The 22276-nt window shown below is 43.1% G+C and carries 16 protein-coding genes and 1 riboswitch; of the genes, 7 read left to right on the forward strand and 9 right to left on the reverse strand.

Annotated features, from left to right (window positions below):
* Window positions 1-187 precede the first annotated feature (187 nt).
* A complete protein-coding gene (locus ACED29_RS02430) occupies window positions 188-3253 on the forward strand; it encodes a UvrD-helicase domain-containing protein (RefSeq protein WP_371696933.1) in 3066 nt (1021 codons plus the stop codon).
* 681 nt (window positions 3254-3934) lie between these two features.
* Here ACED29_RS02430 and ACED29_RS02435 read toward each other — a convergent pair.
* From ACED29_RS02435 to ACED29_RS02455, 5 genes are all read right to left on the reverse strand, one after another.
* On the reverse strand, window positions 3935-6529 hold the full coding sequence (locus ACED29_RS02435) for a glycosyl hydrolase family 18 protein (RefSeq protein WP_371696935.1): 2595 nt from the start codon (window positions 6527-6529) through the stop codon (window positions 3935-3937).
* Window positions 6530-6633: 104 nt separating this feature from the next.
* Window positions 6634-6722: riboswitch (cyclic di-GMP riboswitch) on the reverse strand.
* A gap of 568 nt (window positions 6723-7290) precedes the next feature.
* Entirely contained in the window at window positions 7291-7596 is a 306-nt protein-coding gene (fis, locus tag ACED29_RS02440) for a DNA-binding transcriptional regulator Fis (protein WP_011635942.1), read from the reverse strand.
* A gap of 23 nt (window positions 7597-7619) precedes the next feature.
* Window positions 7620-8582 (reverse strand): tRNA dihydrouridine synthase DusB, encoded by a 963-nt coding sequence (gene dusB / locus ACED29_RS02445; protein WP_124017241.1) that lies wholly within the window; start codon window positions 8580-8582, stop codon window positions 7620-7622.
* A 297-nt stretch (window positions 8583-8879) separates the two neighbouring features.
* Entirely contained in the window at window positions 8880-9761 is an 882-nt protein-coding gene (gene prmA / locus ACED29_RS02450; RefSeq protein ID WP_124017242.1) for a 50S ribosomal protein L11 methyltransferase, read from the reverse strand.
* 210 nt (window positions 9762-9971) lie between these two features.
* Window positions 9972-10994, reverse strand: coding sequence for a zinc-binding alcohol dehydrogenase family protein (locus ACED29_RS02455; RefSeq protein ID WP_371696937.1), 1023 nt, complete (start codon window positions 10992-10994; stop codon window positions 9972-9974).
* A 190-nt stretch (window positions 10995-11184) separates the two neighbouring features.
* On the opposite strand from ACED29_RS02455, the gene ACED29_RS02460 reads away from it, so the two are divergent.
* The 4 genes from ACED29_RS02460 to ACED29_RS02475 all read left to right on the forward strand — a co-directional run bounded on the left by ACED29_RS02460 (window position 11185) and on the right by ACED29_RS02475 (window position 15788).
* On the forward strand, window positions 11185-12078 hold the full coding sequence (locus ACED29_RS02460) for a LysR family transcriptional regulator (protein ID WP_371696938.1): 894 nt from the start codon (window positions 11185-11187) through the stop codon (window positions 12076-12078).
* A 235-nt stretch (window positions 12079-12313) separates the two neighbouring features.
* Window positions 12314-13057, forward strand: coding sequence for a fumarate reductase cytochrome b subunit (locus ACED29_RS02465; RefSeq protein ID WP_273060022.1), 744 nt, complete (start codon window positions 12314-12316; stop codon window positions 13055-13057).
* A gap of 9 nt (window positions 13058-13066) precedes the next feature.
* Entirely contained in the window at window positions 13067-15061 is a 1995-nt protein-coding gene (locus tag ACED29_RS02470; protein ID WP_371696941.1) for a fumarate reductase flavoprotein subunit, read from the forward strand.
* A gap of 1 nt (window position 15062) precedes the next feature.
* Window positions 15063-15788, forward strand: coding sequence for a fumarate reductase iron-sulfur subunit (locus tag ACED29_RS02475; RefSeq protein ID WP_182698436.1), 726 nt, complete (start codon window positions 15063-15065; stop codon window positions 15786-15788).
* Between the two features lie 398 nt (window positions 15789-16186).
* Here ACED29_RS02475 and rho read toward each other — a convergent pair whose 3' ends face one another.
* Both rho and trxA read right to left on the reverse strand, forming a co-directional pair.
* A complete protein-coding gene (gene rho, locus ACED29_RS02480) occupies window positions 16187-17449 on the reverse strand; it encodes a transcription termination factor Rho (RefSeq protein ID WP_124017248.1) in 1263 nt (420 codons plus the stop codon).
* A gap of 221 nt (window positions 17450-17670) precedes the next feature.
* A complete protein-coding gene (trxA, locus tag ACED29_RS02485; protein WP_371696943.1) occupies window positions 17671-17997 on the reverse strand; it encodes a thioredoxin TrxA in 327 nt (108 codons plus the stop codon).
* A 153-nt stretch (window positions 17998-18150) separates the two neighbouring features.
* Between trxA and rhlB the strand changes: the two genes are divergently transcribed.
* Window positions 18151-19455: an ATP-dependent RNA helicase RhlB gene (gene rhlB, locus ACED29_RS02490; RefSeq protein ID WP_124017250.1), complete on the forward strand. Its 1305-nt coding sequence runs from the start codon at window positions 18151-18153 to the stop codon at window positions 19453-19455.
* Between the two features lie 3 nt (window positions 19456-19458).
* Complete coding sequence (locus tag ACED29_RS02495) at window positions 19459-20394, forward strand: exopolyphosphatase (RefSeq protein WP_182741620.1); 936 nt, start codon at window positions 19459-19461, stop codon at window positions 20392-20394.
* A gap of 100 nt (window positions 20395-20494) precedes the next feature.
* On the opposite strand, the gene ACED29_RS02500 is transcribed toward ACED29_RS02495, so the two are convergent.
* On the reverse strand, window positions 20495-21046 hold the full coding sequence (locus ACED29_RS02500; RefSeq protein WP_182741634.1) for a thioredoxin family protein: 552 nt from the start codon (window positions 21044-21046) through the stop codon (window positions 20495-20497).
* Window positions 21047-21259: 213 nt separating this feature from the next.
* Window positions 21260-22273: a porphobilinogen synthase gene (gene hemB / locus ACED29_RS02505; RefSeq protein WP_124017252.1), complete on the reverse strand. Its 1014-nt coding sequence runs from the start codon at window positions 22271-22273 to the stop codon at window positions 21260-21262.
* Window positions 22274-22276: the final 3 nt, after the last annotated feature.

The following is a 22276-nucleotide window of genomic DNA, read 5'->3' on the forward strand; positions in this document are numbered from 1 at the left end:
AGATATGATCACTGTATGAAGTTTTGCCCACAAAAGGAAGATCATCAGTTCGGCTGTGCTGGAGGTTAATTAACCAATCAGCTGTTTTAGTACTTAAATTAAATCCGCAATTGTGAATTATTTACTGTAAAGTTATCTTATATATTAGTTGGTTAATTCCAGAAACCATTTAGTCGTAGGTTTTACATTGTCAGCACAATATTCAGTTAACCCTATTCCTCACAGTTGGTTCGGACATTTATATCATCGCAATGCCAATGCGCTTGAGATAACGGCAGAGGGCATAAGCTTTGTTCCAACCCAGAGTCTATTTTTATCGCGTTTGCCATTGACGAATCTTGAGCATGTATCTTGGCAGCAGTTAGATCATCCACCACTGTTTAGTGCCAGCTTACTGGGTAGCTTATTAAGTTTTACCGCCTCTGGCGTGAGCTATCAAATTCCATTTCTGAGTTATTTTGCTCGCTCTCATTTTAAACTCCAAGTCGAATTACTGTGGGCGTTATCCCATGAACAAGCATTGTATGATTTGATAGCACGGATTGAAAAAGCCATATCGAAGCGCTATTTACGTCAGTCATTGCTAGCGAAAATGAGTTCAAGAATCGCGCGCGAATATCGCCGTTGGTTTCCGTGGAGTGCAAGTGTTGAATTACCACCTAAAACACGCGCGGCATTAACTCAATTACACCATTTTTACCATTGGAAGAATGCGCATGTAGAGCATTTGCGTGAAGATTATATTCAATCGCAGTTAGTGGCATTTGCTGATTTTTTCGATAGTGTTGAATCAAATCCATTAACGGATAAACAGCGCCGCGCCTGCATTATTGATGATGATAACAATCTACTGTTAGCGGGTGCCGGAACCGGTAAAACCAGTGTTATGGTTGGCCGTGCAGGGTATTTAGTCGCCAGCGGTCAAGCGAAAGCGGATGATATTCTATTGTTGGCTTATGGTACAAAAGCCGCCAAAGAAATGGATCTACGGATTAAACACAAACTTGGTACTGCTGACATTAAAGCCAGCACGTTTCATAGTTTAGGCTTAAAAATTATTACCGAGGTTGAAGGTGTAAAACCAAGCTTATCAGCGTGGGTAAATGATGAACCCGCCAAAGACAAATGGGTGCATGATAGATTAGAAACGTTGATTGAAAATGAGTCTTACCGTAAACACCTTTTCGACTATTTTAGCCGTTACTATTACGTTGAAAAAAGCCCATTCGAATTTTCAACTGAAGGTGAGTATTTTGAATATTTACATGACAACGACATTCGTTCATTAAAAGGCGAAAGAGTAAAAAGTTTTGGTGAGCTGTATATCGCCAACTGGCTATTTAGCAATGGCATTGAATATCAGTATGAAGCTAAATATGAATATGATGTCAGCACGCTTGAGTTTCGTCAGTATCAGCCTGATTTTTACCTACCACAATATAACGTTTACATTGAATATTACGGCATCGATTCCGCCAATAATACCGCTCCTTATATTGATAACGCAGCGTATTTGGCATCAATGGCGTGGAAACGCCAGTTACATCAAAAACAGCAAACTAATTGTATTGAATTATTTTATTATCAGCACAAGAAAAATCAGTTAATCAACAAGCTTGAACAGGCTTTAACGGTATTTAAGGTTAACTACTCGCCTTTGCCTGATGACGCGATATTGGCCACCCTTTATGAGCTGGGGCGGGTAACTGAACTGGCTAAATTGTTCAGTCAGTTAATCGGTTTGTACAAAGCGGCTTGTGTGGATAAAACAGGTTTACAACGCATATTTAGCCAAGCAGCGGATCCTCAACAAGCTCGTAAAGCATTTCAATTGCTGCAACCTATTTTACAGCAGTATCAGGAGTATTTATCTGCAACGGGTGATATCGACTTTGAAGACATGATTGCTAAAGCGCTGGCCTATCTGCAAAGCGGCCAATACGTTAGCCCGTGGCGATATATTATGGTCGATGAGTTTCAGGATATTTCAGAACCTAGAGCGCGTTTAGTGCGTGCGCTGCGAGATTCAAGATCGAAAACCTCCAGTAGTGAAACTTCACTCTTTTGTGTGGGTGATGACTGGCAGGCTATTTATCGCTTCAGTGGGGCAGATGTCAGCTTAACGACGCAATTCGCCCAGTATTTCGGTCAGACTAGCGAAACTCATTTGGACCTAACGTTTAGATTTAATAACCGTATCGGCGAAGTTGCCAGCGCTTTTGTGACTAAAAACCCGCATCAACTTAATAAAGAGGTTCATTCGTTAATACAGGTGGTTGATCCTGCTATCTCGATACTACGCCGCGGAGTAAATGAGCGCGCACGCCAAGATGAACCGAGTGCTAATGCATTAGCGCAAGCTTTGAACGCCTTGTCTGTTCATGTGGCTAAAGCCAGTGCGACATCTACTACTGAGCCCTCGACTAAATCCATAACGAAACCGACAGTCTATTTACTGGCACGTTTTTGGTTTCAATTACCCGATAAAGATCTATTGTGTCAGTTAAATGCTCAGTACCCCATGTTATCGATTGAGTGTTTATCTTTTCATGCCTCAAAGGGCAAAGAGGCCGACTATGTGGTAATACTGGGGCTGACTCAAGGTATACACGGATTTCCATCACAGAAAATACCCCCACCTTTACTCGACGCTTTCTTGCCCCAAGCTGAAGCTTTTCAATTTGCCGAAGAGCGACGCTTGTTTTATGTCGCACTGACTCGAGCTAAGCATCGTGTTTATGTATTAGCGGATATGACCAATGTCAGTCCCTTTGTGGTTGAGCTTATTCAGCAACCCTATAAGGTTGAACTGAATGAATTCAGTACTTCATTGGTACAAACGTTATTTGAGCAAATTAAATGTGCTCGATGTACGACTGGCACATTAACAGCGCGAACTGGCAAGTTTTCATCATTTTTCTCATGCTCGCATTTTCCTTTGTGCGATCACCAAGAAGCGGGGTGTGACCTCTGTGGTAGCCCGATGACGCGCAAGCGCACTAATGGTTTTGCTGTTTGCTTAGATGAACATTGTGGTCACATAGCACCGCTGTGTAACCTCTGTGGCGCAGACATGAGCTTAAGAGAAAGTGCTCGAGGAACTTTTTGGGGGTGTAAAAATTATCGCGGTAACAGCGTGCCTAGTTGTAGCAATACCATTGATACAGCGACAATATCCTTTAAAAGCAAACCACATCAAAAACTCAAGCAACCACGTGATACAACACTGCCTAAGCCGCGGCAAAAGGTGTAAGTACAACTATTACTATGGGTCAATGATCTGGTAAAGCGCCGTTAAGTCTCCATTGCGGTAAAGGTATATCACATTGGATTTTTTATACCTATTTCACTGCACCTGTATAGATTTAGCCGCTTTATATACATATGGGCATGGTCTTAAATGAAGGTTAAAGATGTCGATGCCATCGACATTAGTAAATCAATGTCGCATTACATGTCGATAAATTAAGGTTTTATAAACATGTTTTCACTTAATATAAGCGAGGATAGTTTGGTCATAATGATATCGATCATATCTAGTGTAGCTCTCTAGCTTGTTAGTCAGTAATCATCTTGTGACTGACTATGAATGAAATTAATAAAACAAAAAGGGCTTGTCATCACTGATAAGCCCTTTTCATTACAATTAATTATGAACGAGCTATTAGTTCATGTTGAATTCATTGAGACATTTATGCTTTACGAAAAAACGTTACGGGCGTTATAAACCAATAGAACTTTCTGATGCTAAAGGATTAGGTGTCCGAATCTCCAGGAAAATGCTGGAATATGTGGAGTAGGCCACATCATAGAGGCAAGCGAAATAGCGAGTTTGTGTTCAAATTTATCAGCACGAACTTCTGCCGTAAACTGTAAAAGCTCTGCAAAAATGCAGAGCTTTATTTCGATTACATGTAGTTAATAAGTAAGCTTTTTATGGGCAGCTAGCTATACCAATATCTACCCAAACAGCAGCCATACCAGGAATATCACCTTTGGTCCAATAACTGGCTTGCCATTGACGGCCGTTATAACTGGTCGTAGCGCCACCGCTATAGGCAATGGTAGCATCCCAACCTAACTCAACTTCACTTATTAGCTGCCATTGATCCGCAGTGCGGGAAGGCTTATTGCCTTGAGTCCAGTACTTAGCTTTCCAAACTAAACTACTGTAGCTAACGGTATCACCCGTGTTGTAAACCACGTTGGCTTGCCAAGTAGGATATTGATCCGCATTAGGGTCGGTTGCATCACAGCCCCCACCGATTACCTTAGGTGTGACTGTCAATGTGGTTGAGCCATTGGCATCTAAAGCACCATCAGAAACTAACACGCTTAATAAGTAGCTAGTCGACTCTGTGACATTGGCACCGGTGACGACTAGCGTGGCACTATTTTGTCCTGTTGCAGAAATATCTGCTGGCACAGTCCAGTTGTAAGTGAGTGCATCACCATCGGCATCAGAGGCATTGGCTACAATACTGACAGACTTACCGGCTTCGACAATGGCTGTCGCAGCCACACTCACGACTGGGGCTTGGTTAGGCGCATCCGCCTTATTCGTTAAAAGGACTGAATCTGTTGCCGATGCACCTTGAGGATCCGTTACTTGAAGGCTAAAACCATAGACGACATCGGTCAGAGTGGCTTCTAATGGGATAATGACATTGGCCATATCCGCGTTAGCGAGAGTTATCGTTGGGCCGGATACTTGTGTCCAAAGATACGTTAGGGCGCCATTTTCAGGATCACGTGAACCATTTCCATTAAGTGTTACATCGGCAGGGCCAGTTACTGATATGTCTGCTCCAGCATTGGCAATAGGGGCTTTATTCACCGGTGGCGTAGTGCCTTCATCGTGGCCAAGACCTTCGTGCATCGCATTAAGAATATCGCCATTATCAGCATCAATTTCCCAAGCGAATAGTCCTCCAAGTTGATTTGATAACACATATTGGCCTTTGGCTTTTACCGAACGAGGATCGTCAAAGGTAATCAAATCGCCTGTCGTTGGGTTAAACACTGACGGTGCTTCGGCGGTTTCATCGTAGTTATAAGTCCAACCGCTCCCCATGTACTCATTCACGATCTGGCGATAATCCACCACGCCATCTTCCCATGTGCCTTTTACTTTACCGGTGGCCGTACCCGTGAATGGATTATTGCCAGTGTAGCCATTAACGCCAGTCCAACCACGGCCATACATAGCCGCACCGACCACAATTTTACCAGGCGTAACACCTTGCGCTAAAAGGTTTTTCACCCCTTTGTCTGTGGTGTAGCGGGTATCAGGATCCCAACTGGCTTCATACAAATTGGTTTGATGGCCAAGTTCGGTATTGGTCCAGCCGCCGTTGAAGTCGTAGCTCATTAAAAAGATGTAATCCATGTATTGCTGGGCAGCTTGATAATCAACTTTGGCAATTTTATCGTCACCAGCGCTAATGGCTGAGGTCAGTTCATAACTTCGTCCCGTTTCAGCGCTTAACTCATCTAACATGGCTCGCAGTTCTCGCATCAAAATGACATAGGTTTCGCCATCATTAGCATTGCCTAAACTTGGGTTTGCACCGCTCCCCCCGGGGAACTCCCAATCAATGTCTACACCATCGAAAAATTTCCACGTTTGTAAGAATTCTTTAACTGATGCCACAAAAACATCACGCTTGGTTTTATCTCCTAGAAAATAGAATGGATCGGATAATGTCCAGCCGCCAACAGAAGGCAAAATTTTCAAATCAGGATAAGCTTGCTTAAGTGCCATCAATTGACCGAAATTACCTTTGTAAGGATCAGAAAAATCACTCACACCAGCCTGAGGCATTTGGACCGCCGCCCAAGGATCGTGGATAGCCACTTTAAAATCTTCACGGCCACTACAGGCACGTTGGAGCGCTTGGAAACTGCCGTCGATTTCTTTCAAGCTGTCGTTGATACCATCCCCGCCGCATATTGGGGTAAAACCATATAAAATATGAGTTAAATTTTGTGCAGGGAGCTTATCGACCGCGAATTTGCGGCCGTACACCCCCCATTCAACAAAGTAACTGCCGACCACTTTGCCTGATTTATTGGCATAGGGACGGTTGTTTTCTTTAAGCGGAGCATTGAGTGGCACTAAGTGGCTGCCATCTGTATCTGCGACCATAATTTCTTTGGCATCGCTCGCCGTACAACCATCGCTGTTACACAGCTGAACTTGCATTTGATAGCGGCCACCTTGCTGTACCTTGAAACTTGCAGAGCCAGATGCACTCGAAGGGCCTTCCCATACCGCATTACCATCAAGCAGTACTTTCGCCACAGTGCCAACATCACCACTCCAAAGATTCCAGTTAACTGATACATCCGCTGCATCTTTGACTTTCACTAATTGGTTGTAGGCTGTTGCGGCTTGATCAACCTCGATGATGGCAAACTTTGTTTCACCCCAACCAATAGTGGGTTTACCCGGAGTGGCAGCGATAACATGTGCAGATAACGAAGATGAAATAATCAACGCTAATGTTGAAATACGTGTATTAAACATGAGACTTCCCTATTGAATTATTTAAACCAATAAGGCAAAAAACGCGAACAGGACAGCTGTTCTTTCTAAAACTCATGCGTCAAAAATGCATGAAGAAGGATCCCTGTGGTGTCCCCGCTATCATAGGTACTAAATTCCCCTTAGACCGGAGGCTTTGCGTCCCAATCTTTCAATTGGTTTGCCTTTCTCAAACAAGTGACAGCGTTGTCATTTGTTTCATTAGCATAGTCTTAACTTTTATAAAAATGCAATGAAATAATCCGATTAAGATAAATATTTTTATATGTGATGTTTTTTTGACAATGATGAAAATCAAATGCTTCTGTTTATTTTTAGTTAAGGATTTGTAATTAATGAAGTATTTTTTGGTTGAAAATCAAGGTGTCAAAAAATAAGAAAAATACTTAAGCGTTAAACATTAAGTGTTAGGGTTACCATCTAGCAACTGTTGCCACTTTTTATCATCTGCGAGTTTTATTTTATTTGAAAAGGTTGGGCTATTGAAGAGCGTTAGCCTTAGTTCAAATTCATTAAGAAATTCATCAAGGTTGAGATCAGCGATGCATTCATCATGATTGAGAACTCATTAGGCTATTGAGGATGTTGCGAGTTTTTGATTTTGGGTGGATCAGGAGTATGAGTTTTTATTTACGTTACTTTGTAAGGAATTTACTCAGGGTACATATGAAGGTACATATAAGCAAAACGGGCTTATCATTACTGATAAGCCCGTTTCATTACAATCACTTAGACGCTAGGTCTTAGTTCATGCCGTATTTCTTTAATTTCTTACGTAAAGTACCACGGTTGATACCTAACATATTAGCAGCGCGCGTTTGGTTGCCACGAGTGTGTTGCATGATGATGTCTAGTAAAGGTGCTTCAACTTCGCACAATACCATTTCATATACTTCAGAAGCTTCCTGACCGTCTAACTGAGAGAAGAAGTTAGTCACGGCACGTTTTACTGCGTCACGTAATAACTGCGGCTTGATAGTGCCGTTTGCTGTTTCGATTTTGCCTACGGTAAGCTGGTGAACTTCTGTGTTAGTTGTCTGATCAAACATTCTATTCTGCTCTTTATTAAATTCTAAACTAATTCATCAAAATAACATTCTACGAGGGAATGTTGCTGGGCAGCGGTTTCAAGCCGATTGAAGTCAGCACGAAATTGGCGCTGTTCCTCATGGTTTAGGTACCACCCGACATGCTTTCTAGCAAATCGGACACCTTTGTATTCGCCATATAAGTCATAAAGTTTATTAAGGTGTTCAAGCATCACAGTGCGTTGCTCTTCTGCCTTAATTGGCGCTAACTTTTTACCTGTTTCCAAGTAATATAGGATTTCTTTAAAAATCCATGGCCTTCCTTGTGCACCTCTTCCAATCATCAGGGCGTCAACGCCAGTGTAGTCAAGCACAAACTTGGCCTTCTCTGGTGTGTCGATGTCCCCGTTGGCGACAACAGGAATTGAGACAGTCTGTTTAATTGCTTTAATGGTGTCGTACTCAGCAAAGCCTTTGTACATGCATTGTCTGGTTCGGCCGTGAACGGCGAGCGAGACAATGCCACAATCTTCAGCAATTTGGGCTATTTCAACACCATTACGATGTTCAGGCTCCCAACCTGTGCGGATCTTTAACGTTACTGGCACATCTACTGCAGCAACCACGGCTTGTAAAATCTCTTTTACTAAGCTTGGGCTTTGCATTAGCGCTGAACCCGCAAACTTTTTATTCACTTTCTTTGCTGGGCAACCCATATTGATATCAATGATATGCGCACCTTGTTCAACGTTGAACTTGGCAGCGTTAGCCATTAAATCAGGGTCTGCACCTGCTATTTGTACGGAGCGTATACCTTCTTCACCAGAATGCATCATGCGCTGGCGGCTTTTATCGCTATCCCAAACCTCAGGATTAGATGAAAGCATTTCTGATACGGCTAAAGCTGCGCCATAGCGTAAGCAGAGATTTCGGAAGGCCTGATCGGTGACACCTGCCATTGGTGCCACAATCAGCTGATTTGACAGTTGATACGGGCCAATTTGCATTGCGAACTTCACCTTGCTCTCCAAAGGGGCGCTATAGTAGCCCTTTTTTACGCTTGTGAAAAGGTCAATAAATGACCTAAATGCAACTTTTTTGCTTGACTTTTATTAGCCGTCACATCTTTGACTAATAAATGGCAAATTTCGGTTATTTTTGAGCACTGGTGCGAGTTGCAGAGAGACTTTTTCCTGTATACAAGTGTCAATAAACAATGTTAATAACCTGTAAACTAGGATGGATGCACTCAATTAGCTCAAAATATAGCCCATAATTGAGTGCATTTTAGGCTTGCGAGTAGACTACTTACGCACCCCTGTTAAGCGGCTCCAGTCTTCTTTGTTGCTAACCGGATCCATGACGAACCATTGGCTGTAAAAGTCGGATACTTCTTGTGCTTGTTCTTGTAATAAACCCGATAGTGCCAGTTTACCGCCCACACGTACTTTTTCTGCTATCAATGGCGCGAGTTCTTTTAACGGGCCAGCAAGAATATTGGCGACTAATACGTCTGCTTGTAAGTTGGCAGGTTGATCTTCTGGTAAGTATAAAGCCAGTTGATCGACGACATCGTTCCGTTCTGCATTGGCTTTTGAGGCGTCAATAGCTTGATAGTCAATATCAACACCCGTGACTTTCTTAGCTCCGAGTTTAATTGCTGCAATGGCCAAAATGCCTGAACCACAACCAAAGTCGATAACTTCTTGGTTTGATAAATCTAGGCTGTCTAACCATTCTAAACACAAGGCCGTAGTAGGGTGGGTGCCAGTACCAAAGGCTAAACCAGGATCGAGAATAACGTTAACCGCGGTCGGGTCAGGAATTTCACGCCAGCTTGGGCATATCCATAAGCGTTGACCAAATTGGATTGGGTGAAAGCTGTCCATCCACTCGCGGATCCAGTCTTTGTCTTCGACTTGTTCAATTTTATGAGTAAAACCTTTACCCAGAAATGGCATAGATTCTAAAAACTCTATGGTTGGCGCTAAGTCTGTGCCTGCATCAAATAATGCAATCATAACAGTGTCTTGCCACAGCGGTGTTTCACCAAGCTTGGGTTCAAAAATAGGTTCATCTTGGCCATCTTCGTAAGTGATGGAAAGCGAGCCTTGATCCATTAATAAGTCGCCAAGCATGTCGGCATTATCGCGATGAGTGTGAATACGTAATTGGATCCAAGCCATGGGGTTTTCCTAACTGTGGTAAAAGTAGTATCAAATTGGCGCTTATTATACCCAAGTTATTTTAAGATGCTCGTTTAGGTGAGAGTTTATTGGTTATTAGCTCGGTGAAGAGGGATCCTTCACGGCCGTGTTTAGATAAAAAAACGCGCTGGATGCAAAACATGCAGCGCGATTAAGTGATGAGGTACTGCGGATTAACGAAGCAGAGCGTTAAGCTACAAATCCTTCCAGGACTATTTTCCCGACACTCGTGTTAGTTTCTATTTGCTGGTGGGCACGGGTCAAGTTAGCGGCATTGATGTGACCATAATGTTCGCCCAGAGTGCTTTTTATCGTGCCGGCATCAATGAGTTGGCTCACTTCATTGAGTAAGTGGTGTTGGGCAATCATATCGTCGGTAGCGAACATGCTACGGGTAAACATTAATTCCCAATGCAGTGAAATGCTTTTTAGTTTTAGCTTCATAATGTCGATTGGTTGTAGGGGATCGTCAATTAAGGCTATTTTGCCCTGTGGCTGAAGCGATGCGACGATTTCGTCAAAGTGACTGTCGGTGTGATTTAAACTGATAACATGGGTCACGTTATCAAAACCGGCATTATTTAACTCAGTTGATAAGGGTTTACTGTGGTCGATCACAACATCGGCTCCTAAGCTCAGAACCCAATCGCGGCTTTGCTGACGAGAGGCTGTAGCAATCACTTTAGCGCCAGTAAGTTTAGCTGCCAATTGCACTAAAATAGACCCGACACCACCGGCTGCACCTATAATCATAATCCGCGCATCTGTTGCGCTGCCATCTTTAGGTAAGCCCAAGCGATCAAATAAAATTTCCCACGCGGTAATGGTGGTTAACGGTAATGCTGCCGCTTGTGCATCTGTTAATGATTGCGGTTTATGACCCACTATCCGTTCGTCAACCAACTGATATTCGGCGTTGCTTCCTTGGCGAGTAATGTCACCTGCATACCATACTTTATCGCCAACTTTGAATAAACTGACCTGATCACCAATGGCTTTGATAGTACCCACTGCATCATAACCAATGATGTTAGGCTGGCCTTCCTCAGGCTGTCTTGCTTGACGAACTTTTGCATCTACAGGGTTAACGGCTATGGCTTGTACCGCAATTAATAAATCATGCCCAGTGGCCACTGGCGTTGCTATTTCAATGTCTTGAAGTGCATTTATCGCATCAATATTGCCTGCTTGATAGTATCCAATCGCTTTCATGGTGACTCCTTGAGTGGTGAAGAGTGTCAGTTATGCTGAGTTTATACGTGCTGAATGCTAGGTTTTGGTTATTGTGGCCTAATTTATTGTTAAAATTAACAGGGTAATATTTGTATCTTTACCAAATTATTTTTGGTAAAGATGAGGCTGACACAAGCAAAATAACCGAGTATTTACGCTGGGATGACAGATGTTAATTAACGATTTAAGCTTGTTTGTTAGGGTGGCTGATTGTGGCAGCATTGCAGGCGCAGCAGTTGAGTTAGATATTTCAGCTGCCGCCGCGAGTGCCGGATTAAAGCGCTTGGAGAAACAATTAGATGCAGTGCTGTTTATTCGTACAACTAGAAGCCTACGGTTAACTGCGCAGGGTGAGCGTTACCTTATTCATTGTCGTGAAGCATTAGCTAGCTTGCTGTTAGGTGAGCAAGCATTGGCGAGTGAAAAAGGGACTATTTCGGGCGAGTTAACCGTTTCTGTATCATCGGATTTTGGCCGTAATGTGTTATTGCCATGGTTAGATGGCTTTTTAAATGATTATCCTAATTTGTCGATTAAGTTAGATATTGGCGACAATTTGAGTCATTTCTTACATGATAAAATTGATGTTGCTTTGCGTTATGGTCAGCCGCCTGATTCTAACCAAGTGGCATTTACGATTTGTAATACTCGACGTATTTTATGTGCTTCGCCTGGTTATATTGCGCAACATGGCGTGCCAGAAACCTTGGCACAGTTAAGCCAACATAACTGTTTAATTTTTAAATTAGACCAACGTGATCATGATTTATGGTCGTTTAATCGAGATCAGCAACAATATAAAGTTCGTGTTAGTGGCAATCGTAGCAGTAACGATGCAGAAATTACCCGGCGCTGGGCGGTCGCGGGTCAAGGAATTGTATTTAAAGTGGCTCTTGATGTTGCTGATGATTTGAAAACCGGCAAGTTAGTACCGATACTTACCGAATATATTGGTGAGTCAGTTGCGCTAAACTTGATCTGTCCTGGTCGCGAGCATGTCACTCCGGTCATGTTGCTATTACGCGATAAGTTACGCCAACATTGCCAGCAAATATTACCGTAATGCGACTTTTTTAGCTAAAGCGTTCGATAGGTTTGAACTACCGAACACTCGTGCCGATATTTAGTTAACTATCAGTATTGTTTAGATTTTACTTTCTAGTTTGTGTGACCAGCTTCTAACTCCCGCTGATTAGTAGGTGAACATTATCACGGTTTGATGATTGTTCATTGCCGCTATTGAAAAACTCTTGCTATGGTCAATACTTGTTATTGTGCCTGACAGGATATGATGCTTTATGGCTGCGAATTTTTTGCAAGGGAAAGCCGACCGTGCGGTAAATACCGATAAAGGTTTTACTCACCCTCTTTGGGCTGCTCGTGCGGATAAACTACAAAGTCTATCTGGAGTGTTGCTGGGGCTCTTCCTGGTGCTGCATTTGCATTTTGAGTCGAGTATCTTGTTTGGCAAAGAAGCTTTCTACCAAGTGGCACAGTTTCTTGAGGGCGGAGTATTTAGTGAAACTGGCCATGGCTACCCTTTGGTGACCCAAATTTTTTCCTGCTTTATGTTATTGGTTGTGCTGATCCATGCGGTATTTGCCTTACGTCGTTTTCCGACTCAATTAGGTCAATGGCGCGCCTTACGAAATCAAATGCGTTTTTTACCCCATGAAGATACCAAAATTTGGTTTTGGCAAATGATCACGGGTTTTTTATTGTTCTTCCTCGTACCAACGCATTTATTCACCATGATAACCCATCCTGAAATAGGCCCACATCTTTCGGCCGAGCGGGTGTATCACTTCAATGCTTGGGCGTTATATATCCTGCTGTTACCGGTCGTTGCAGTGCATGGCGTATTTGGTTTATATCGCGTGGTGGTGAAATGGGGCTTGGTTGAGCAACGTTTTGCCATGCTCAAATTTGCTAAGGTGTTGTTAGCGTATTTAATGGTGTTAGGAGTGGCGAGTTTGCTGACTTATCTTTTGATTGGCCACTCGTTAGCGTTACCCGTAGTGCCATATATGTCGACCTTATAAGGAATTCGCATGAAAATTATCTATACCGAGACCTTAGTGGTTGGCGCAGGGCTAGCAGGATTAAGAGTCGCGATAGCATCAAAAGAGCGCGGACTTGATACCTTAGTTTTATCGCTTATTCCTGCAAAACGTTCGCACTCTGTCGCTGCCCAAGGTGGTATGCAAGCCAGTTTAGCCAATACCATTAAAGGTGCTGGTGACGATGAAGATATACATTTTCAAGATACGGTAAAAGGTTCTGACTGGGGCTGCGATCAAACCGTGGCTCGAATGTTTGCTCATTGCGCGCCTAAAGCGGTAAGAGAGTTGGCTCAGTGGGGCGTCCCCTGGACTCGAGTGACTAAAGGCGACAGACAAGTGATTGTTAACGCAAAAAAGGTCACTATTACTGAGGCTGAGGCTGCTCACGGATTAATTAACGCGCGTGACTTTGGTGGCACCCAAAAATGGCGCACTTGTTACACCGCAGATGGTACCGGTCATTCTTTGTTGTACGCTGTCGATAATAAGGCTATTTCGTTAGGTATTCCTGTGCACGAACGCATGGAAGCATTAACCCTTATCCACGACGGCAAGCGCTGTCATGGGGTGATTGCTCGCTGCTTAATTAGCGGTGAACTGCGTGCCTATATCGCTAAATCGACCACCATTGCCACTGGCGGCTACGGACGGATTTATGCTGTGTCGACCAATGCCATGATTTGTGAAGGTATCGGCCAAGCGTTGGCGTTAGAGACTGGCGTCGCGACGCTGGGCAATATGGAAGCGGTACAGTTTCATCCTACGGCTATCGTACCGGTGGGGATTTTAACCACAGAAGGCTGTCGAGGTGACGGTGGTGTACTGCGCGATAAAGACGGTTACCGCTTTATGCCTGATTATGAGCCCGATAAAAAAGAGCTAGCTTCTCGCGATGTGGTCTCTCGCAGAATGACCGAGCATATCCGCAAAGGTAAGGGGGTCAATAGTCCTTATGGGCCGCATTTATGGCTAGATATAACCTTATTAGGTCAAAAGCACATCGAGACGAATCTGCGTGAAGTGAAAGAAATTTGTGAGAACTTTCTGGGCATCGATCCGGTAAAAGAGTGGATTCCGGTTAGGCCGACTCAGCATTATTCTATGGGGGGCATTCGGACTAAGGCGAACGGAGAAAGCCCGCAATTATCAGGATTGTTTAGTGTTGGAGAAGCCGCTTGCTGGGACATGCATGGCTTTAATCGGCTCGGCGGTAATTCTTTGGCTGAAACAGTGGTTGGCGGGATGATTATTGGTAAATATGTCGCTGATTTTGGCGAGCAAAACAGTTTGGTGATTGATACTGAATTAATTGCGCAGTTTGCGCAGCAGTTACAAACTGAAATAGATCAGTTAATTGACGGCGAAGGTACTGAAGACCCCTTTAAGCTTAAAGCTGTGATGCAAAAAATTATGATGGATTATGTGGGTATTTTTCGAAATGGGCCGGATCTTGAGCTGGCTGTTAATCAATTGTCTGAACTACTTAAACGTTCGAAAAATTTGGGCTTAAAGTGCAAAAAACGTCATGCCAACCCAGAATTAGTTGAGGCGTTAAGGATTAAACGGATGCTGAAAGTCGCGCTTACCGTTGCATGTGGAGCCCATGCTCGCACAGAAAGTCGTGGCGCCCATTCTCGTGAAGACTTTCCACAACGTAACGATAAAGACTGGTTAAACCGGACATTAACCAGTTGGCCAGATACCGATAGTTTTCGGCCACAACTACACTATGAAGCGATTGATGTCATGCAAATGGAGTTACCGCCCGGGTATCGCGGTTATGGTGTTGATAATGTTATTGCTCATCCTGATACGCAAAAACGTCAGCAACAGGTTGAAGCTATTTTGGCTGATCTAGATGAAAACACCGATAGGCATGTCAAGCAAGCGGCATTAATGCCTTTTGAGTTACCCGAAGAATATCAACCTGGAAATCAGCGATTAACTGATGTCATAGCGAATGCTTCGACGGGAGTAAAGTAACATGAGTCAAGCTCGTACGTTAACCTTCTCTATTTTTCGATATGACCCACAAGAGCCTGGTGATAAAGCGAAAATGGTCAGATACAGCCTCACTGAAACACCCGGAATGACGGTGTTTATCGCCTTAAATCAATTACGTGAAACTCAAGACCCATCGCTGCAATTTGACTTTGTTTGCCGTGCAGGTATTTGTGGCAGTTGTGCCATGGTGATCAATGGTAAACCGACTTTAGCTTGTCGAACCTTAACCGCTAATTATCCTGATGGGCATATTAAGCTCATGCCATTACCAGGCTTTGAGCTGATTGGCGATTTATCGGTGAATACGGGCAAATTTATGCGCCAATTATCTGAGCGCTTAGCGCTGTGGTTGCATCCCAATACAGCTGATAATGATATTCATCGAATTGAAACACCGATGTCGCCAGAAGAAGCCACCAAACTTTATGAGTTAGAGCGATGTATAGAGTGCGGTGTGTGTGTCTCAGCTTGTGCCACTAAACAAATGCGTGAAACCTTTGTTGGCGCTGTGGGGATGATGAAAATTGCCCGTTTTGAATTAGACAGTCGTGATACTCGCAGTGCAGATGATTTTTATCATGTGATTGGTAATCAAGACGGTGTTTTTGGCTGCATGACATTATTAGGTTGCCAAGATACTTGCCCGAAAGATTTACCGCATATGCAACAAATTGCCTATTTACGTCGAAAAATGGCATCTGTTTAAGGCGGGAAGAGTGGTAACCAGCGCTAGAATGATAACCGGCGATAGCAAGCGAAAAGCATAGAGGCTAGGGCGCTTGGGCTGCTAGATGCTATACAAGCTAAGGCTTTAAAAGCGGGAACCAGCGCTAGAATGATAACAGCGATAGAAAGCAGAAAGGCTAGATGTTAGAGCGCTTGGCTGCTAGATGCTATACAAGCTAAGGCTTTAAAGCGGTAACCAGCGCTAGAATGATAACCGGCGATAGCAACCCGAAAGCCTAGAGACTAATACTTTTATCGCTGCGGTTCGGGCGAGTAGGGCTGAGTCTTATCAAGATCTTTAGTCATAGGTTATTGAGACATAAAAAATGCCGCTAAATTAGCGGCATTTTTGCGATTATAGTGCGTGTTGGTAATAAATTACTTAGCGCGCTTCATTGCAGTGAAGAATTCTTCGTTAGTTTTGGTCATCGCCAATTTATCGATTAAGAATTCCATTGCTGAAACTTCATCCATTGGGTGTAAGATTTTACGTAAAATCCACATCTTCTGAAGTTCTTCCGGTGTCGTTAGTTTTTCTTCACGACGAGTACCAGAGCGGTTGAAGTCAATCGCTGGGAATACGCGTTTTTCAGCGGCTTTACGAGAAAGGTGTAACTCTTGGTTACCAGTACCTTTAAACTCTTCGTAAATCACTTCATCCATTTTTGAGCCGGTATCAACAAGCGCGGTAGCGATAATGGTCAAGCTGCCACCGTGTTCGATGTTACGTGCTGCACCAAAGAAACGCTTTGGACGATGCAGTGCGTTAGCATCGACACCACCGGTAAGCACTTTACCTGATGATGGGATAACCGTGTTATATGCACGAGCTAAACGAGTGATAGAGTCTAACAAAATCACCACGTCTTTTTTATGCTCAACAAGACGTTTTGCTTTCTCGATAACCATTTCGGCTACTTGAACGTGACGGCTGGCTGGTTCATCAAAGGTAGAAGCAATCACTTCACCTTTAACCATGCGTTGCATTTCGGTCACTTCTTCAGGACGTTCGTCAATCAGTAATACCATTAACACCACATCTGGGTTGTTGTAGGTAATACTTTGAGCAATGCTTTGAAGTAATAATGTTTTACCCGCTTTAGGCGGCGCAACAATCAAACCACGCTGACCTTTACCGATCGGTGAACATAGATCAAGGATTCGCGAGGTGATGTCTTCAGTAGAACCATTACCGCGTTCCATACGAAGACGTTCTTCAGCATGAAGTGGGGTTAAGTTTTCAAATAGGATTTTATTACGAGAGCTTTCTGGTTTATCGAAGTTAACTTCACTGACTTTCAATAGTGCGAAGTATCTTTCGCCTTCTTTTGGCGGTCTGATTTTACCAAAAATGCTGTCACCGGTTCGCATATTAAAGCGGCGGATCTGGCTTGGAGAAACATAAATATCGTCAGGACCCGCAAGGTATGAGCCATCTGAACTTCTTAAAAATCCAAATCCATCTTGGAGGATTTCTAATACACCGCCACCGAAAATGTCTTCTCCGCTTTTAGCGTGAGCTTTCAAAATAGAGAAGATGATATCTTGTTTACGGGTACGAGCCATGTTTTCCAGATTCATACTTTCAGCAAGCGAAACTAGATCTGAAATTGGCGTGTCTTTTAATTCTGTTAAATTCATGTATGGGAGTCTTGTATTGCGCGACGAAGCTTACCGCAATCAATCAGTAAGGTTGAAAAGATATTTTTTGATTGATAAGCGAGAAGAGGTTAATTGAAAAAATCTGATGATTAAATTAGCACTTTATGTGTTGGCCGTCCAGAAATTTAGACTAAATAAAAACTAAAAATGGCACAAATTGTTTAAAACTTGTGCCATTTAACATTTTTAGCTACTTCTGATTAGATTTTAGCGTCAATGAATTCTTTTAGTTGCGTCTTTGATAATGCACCCACTTTGGTTGCTACCAACTCGCCAGCTTTAAATATTAACAATGTTGGAATGCCGCGCACGCCGTATTTAGCTGGTGAAACGCTGTTTTGGTCAACGTTAAGTTTTGCTACGGTCAGTTTGCCTACATATTCTTCAGCAACGTCGTTGAGAATTGGAGCAATCATTTTACAAGGACCACACCACTCAGCCCAGAAGTCTACTAATACTGGTGTTTCAGACTTTATTACATCGTTTTCAAAGCTGTCATCGCTTAGGTATACAATTTTATCGCTCATGTTGTTCTCCAGATTTGGTTCCATTGCTAGTTTATTAATGGCTTACCATGTATATTGGGTCAGTTAAATAGCTTTTCAAGAGACCGTTTTAGTAATGTAGCTATTTCAAACGATCGAATCTTTTTTTGCAACCCCTACAGGTATGCTTGTGCTATGAGCCAAACACATTTATCGACCAAGAAATTCGCCGACTTCCCTTTAAAGCCCGAAGTACTAGCGGCGTTAAACGAGAACGGCTTTGAGTTTTGCACGCCCATTCAGGCGTTATCTTTACCAATATTACTTAATGCAAAAGACATTGCCGGACAAGCCCAAACCGGTACAGGTAAAACCATGGCCTTTTTAGTGGCCACGTTTAACCATTTATTAACCGTTGCTGCACCAGAGGGTCGCAAAGTAACAGAACCTCGCGCTATTATAATGGCGCCAACCCGTGAGTTAGCAATACAAATAGCCAAAGACGCTAATTTATTAGCGGCACATACCGGACTCAAAGTCGGTATTGTTTACGGTGGCGAAAGCTATGAAACTCAACGTGCAGTATTAGACAAAGGCGTTGATATTCTGATTGGTACCACAGGGCGTATTATTGATTATGTTCGTCAAGGTGTCATCAGTTTAAGCCACATTCAAGCAGTAGTGCTTGATGAAGCTGACCGTATGTTTGACCTTGGTTTTATTAAAGACATTCGCTTTTTATTCCGCAGAATGCCTGATGCTAAGTCACGCTTAAATATGTTGTTTTCTGCCACGCTTTCAATGAAAGTGCAGGAACTAGCTTATGATCATATGAACGACCCTGAAAAAGTTGAAATTGAACCATTAGAAAAAACCTCTAAAAATATCAAAGAGGAAATTTTCTATCCGTCAATGGAAGACAAGATGCGTTTATTACTGAGCTTAATCGAAGAAGATTGGCCAGATAAAGCGATTGTGTTTTCGAACACAAAACACAGCTGTGAAAAACTGTGGTCTTATTTAGAAGGTGATGGTCATCGAGTGGGTTTGTTAACTGGTGATGTTCCACAAAAGAAGCGTATTCGTATTCTTGAGCAATTTACCTCTGGTGATTTAGATTTATTAGTTGCAACAGATGTTGCCGCTCGTGGCTTGCATATTTCTGATGTGTCACACGTGTATAACTATGATTTACCAGATGATTGTGAAGATTATGTGCACCGTATTGGCCGTACAGGCCGCGCAGGACAAAAAGGCATTTCGGTGAGTTTTGCATGTGAAGAATATGCATTAAATCTTCCCGAAATTGAAACCTATATCAATCATTCAATTCCCGTATCTAATTACGATCGAGATGCACTATTGGATGATATTCCTGCACCGGTTCGTATTCACCGCAAGCCTGCGCCATCTCGCTCACGCGATGGTGCGAGTAAAGGTGCGCATCGTAGTGGCGGCAATACTTCGCGTCCTCCACGTCATAGGACCCGTAGACCATAGTCAATGCTAACAGTATCTCAACCCTATGCGGCGATAACATTAGGTTCTAACAGTTTTAATATGTTGGTGGCTAATTCGGTGGGAAATAAACCGATTGTTATCGCTAAATATAAACGTAAAGTTCGCCTTGCCGAAGGTATAGGTGACGATGGCATGTTGTCTGAACATGTTATGCAGCGTGGTTTAGAATGCTTGGCCATGTTTGCCCAGATGTTAAAGCAACACCATATTAATAGTGCTAACGTTGCCGTATTTGCTACCGCGACATTGCGTGTTATTGGTAATGCCGATGAATTTCATCAACGTGCGATGCCTATTTTACAGCATCCCATTGAGGTGATTTCAGGGCTACGTGAAGCTGAACTCATTTATCAAGGCATGGTGGCCACCACTAAAGGTGAGGGGCGCCGGTTAGTGATAGATATTGGCGGTGCCAGTACCGAGTTTATTATTGGTGACGGTAGTAACGTGCTGTTTAAAACCAGCCTGCCAATGGGATGTGTGCTGTTTAATCAACGATTTTTTAGTCAAACACCACTACAAATCATCGATGTTGAACAGGCAATAGACTATGTTAATCATATTTTGGCTGAATGTCGGCCTCAGTTGCTCGACTTAGGTTGGCAAAGTGTTGTCGGCGCTTCTGGAGCTGTGCAATCAGTCGTATCTGTATTACAGCACAGACAACGCCCAGAAGTGATTACCCTTAAGATTTTGTATGCTTTTCGTGATGAAATATTATCGCAAGCAGATGCCAGGCTTAGTGGCATTAAGGGCTTAAATGCCGAACAAGCTCCTACATTTGCGGCGGGAGTGGCAATATTAATCGCGCTATTTGAAAGTCTTTCTATTAGTCGTTTACATCTTGCTGGTGGTGCACTTCGTGAAGGTGTATTACAACTGTTAGCCGATCGTATCGCCGCTAAAGCATCGATGTAGTGGCTGACATAAGCGCAATAAAAAAATAGGTCGCCCATGGCGACCTTTTTTGATTATTTAAGTGATGACGATATTTGAGTTAAATAAGTCATTTACATCACTACTTTAAAATCTCAACTAAATCGGCTTCTAATGTGGCTTGCGGGCGTTCAACGATACGACCTAGCTCATTGCCCTGTTGTTTAACGATAAACGTTGGAATTCGGCTGAATGCGTATTTTGCCGCTAAACCTTCAGGATCCTGCTTGTTTCGGTCGACACCAATGTATTCAACCTCAATGTTGGGATTGGCTGCCGCTTCAATAATTCGCATAAAGTGCGGTGTTTCGCGATGGCAGTCTGGACACCAAGTGCCAATAATCACCACTATTTGTATCGGTTGTTTAATGGCTTTGAGTACATCGATGGCTTGCGCATCAACTTGATAATTAGTGAACCCTTCAGCATAGCCTGGTAATTGAGTTGTTAGAGTGTGTGGTTGGATTATGCCAGTTAAAATCACTTCTTGTTTCTCCTCGCTGCATGTTGCAATAAAGCCTTGTTGATCTTTTTCAAATGCGCATCCAGGATTTGCTGATGCGGCCATAGGCAACATTTGGGTACTGAAAAAGAGTGCGGTTGTGGCCAATAATGTTCTAACGTTATTGTGCATGATAATGTCTCGCTTAAGAAGAAAATACTGTACTTGAGTGTATTCAAGCATGCTTAATCAAGTCTGTTAAGAGGCGATAGCTTATGATGCAATGCTGATCACGATAATAGGAGGATTCACTTACTCAATAGGGTTAATGCTAGTGCAGAGTCTGGAGTATAAAATAAAAAGCCAACCCTGAATGGATTGGCTTAATACCTCAATAAGCGAGTTTTATTGGTTTTGCTCTTTAAGCCACTGGGCCGCGCGTTTAGCAAAGTAGGTTAAAATACCATCGGCACCAGCGCGTTTAAAGCAAAGTAACGACTCCATGACAATGGATTTTTCTGCAAGCCAACCGTTTTGGATAGCAGCCATGTGCATGGCGTATTCACCGCTGACTTGATAAGCAAAAGTCGGTACCGCTAATTCTGTTTTAACGCGGTGTACTATGTCTAGATATGGCATACCGGGCTTAACCATTACCATGTCGGCACCTTCTTGGATATCTAATGCCACTTCATGTAATGCTTCGTCGCTATTGGCAGGATCCATTTGATAACTGTGTTTATTGCCACCTTTTAGGTTGCTAGCCGATCCGACAGCATCACGAAATGGTCCATAATAGCTGGATGAATATTTAGCGGAATAAGCCATAATTTGGGTATTCACAAAGCCATTAGCTTCTAGAGCTTGGCGAATTGCGCCAATACGACCGTCCATCATGTCTGATGGCGCGACAATATCAGCACCTGCAGCAGCATGTGATAGCGCTTGTTTGACTAAAATGTCTGTAGTGATGTCATTGAGGATATAACCCGTATCATCAATGATACCGTCTTGCCCATGAGTCGTGTAAGGATCTAAGGCGACGTCAGTCATGATGCCAAGCTGTGGGAATGCTTGCTTTAATTCACGTACTGCACGTTGTACTAAACCATCAGGATTATAAGACTCTTCTGCAAGTAAGCTCTTTTTATCTGCCGGTGTTACCGGGAATAACGCGATAAGTGGAATACCAAGTTCAACCAGTTCAGCGGCCTCTTTTAATAATAGATCAACTGAAAAACGCTCGATACCCGGCATTGAAGCAATTTTCTCTGAACGTTGAAAACCTTCCAACACGAACATTGGATAAATCAGATCGTTAACGGTTAAAGTATTCTCAGACATTAAACGACGGCTAAATTCATGTTTACGCATGCGGCGCATTCTGCGCTGTGGAAAAGCACTGGTAATAATATTCAATTT

The sequence above is a fragment of the Shewanella sp. 5S214 genome, from assembly GCF_041439795.1.
GTDB lineage: Bacteria > Pseudomonadota > Gammaproteobacteria > Enterobacterales > Shewanellaceae > Shewanella > Shewanella vesiculosa.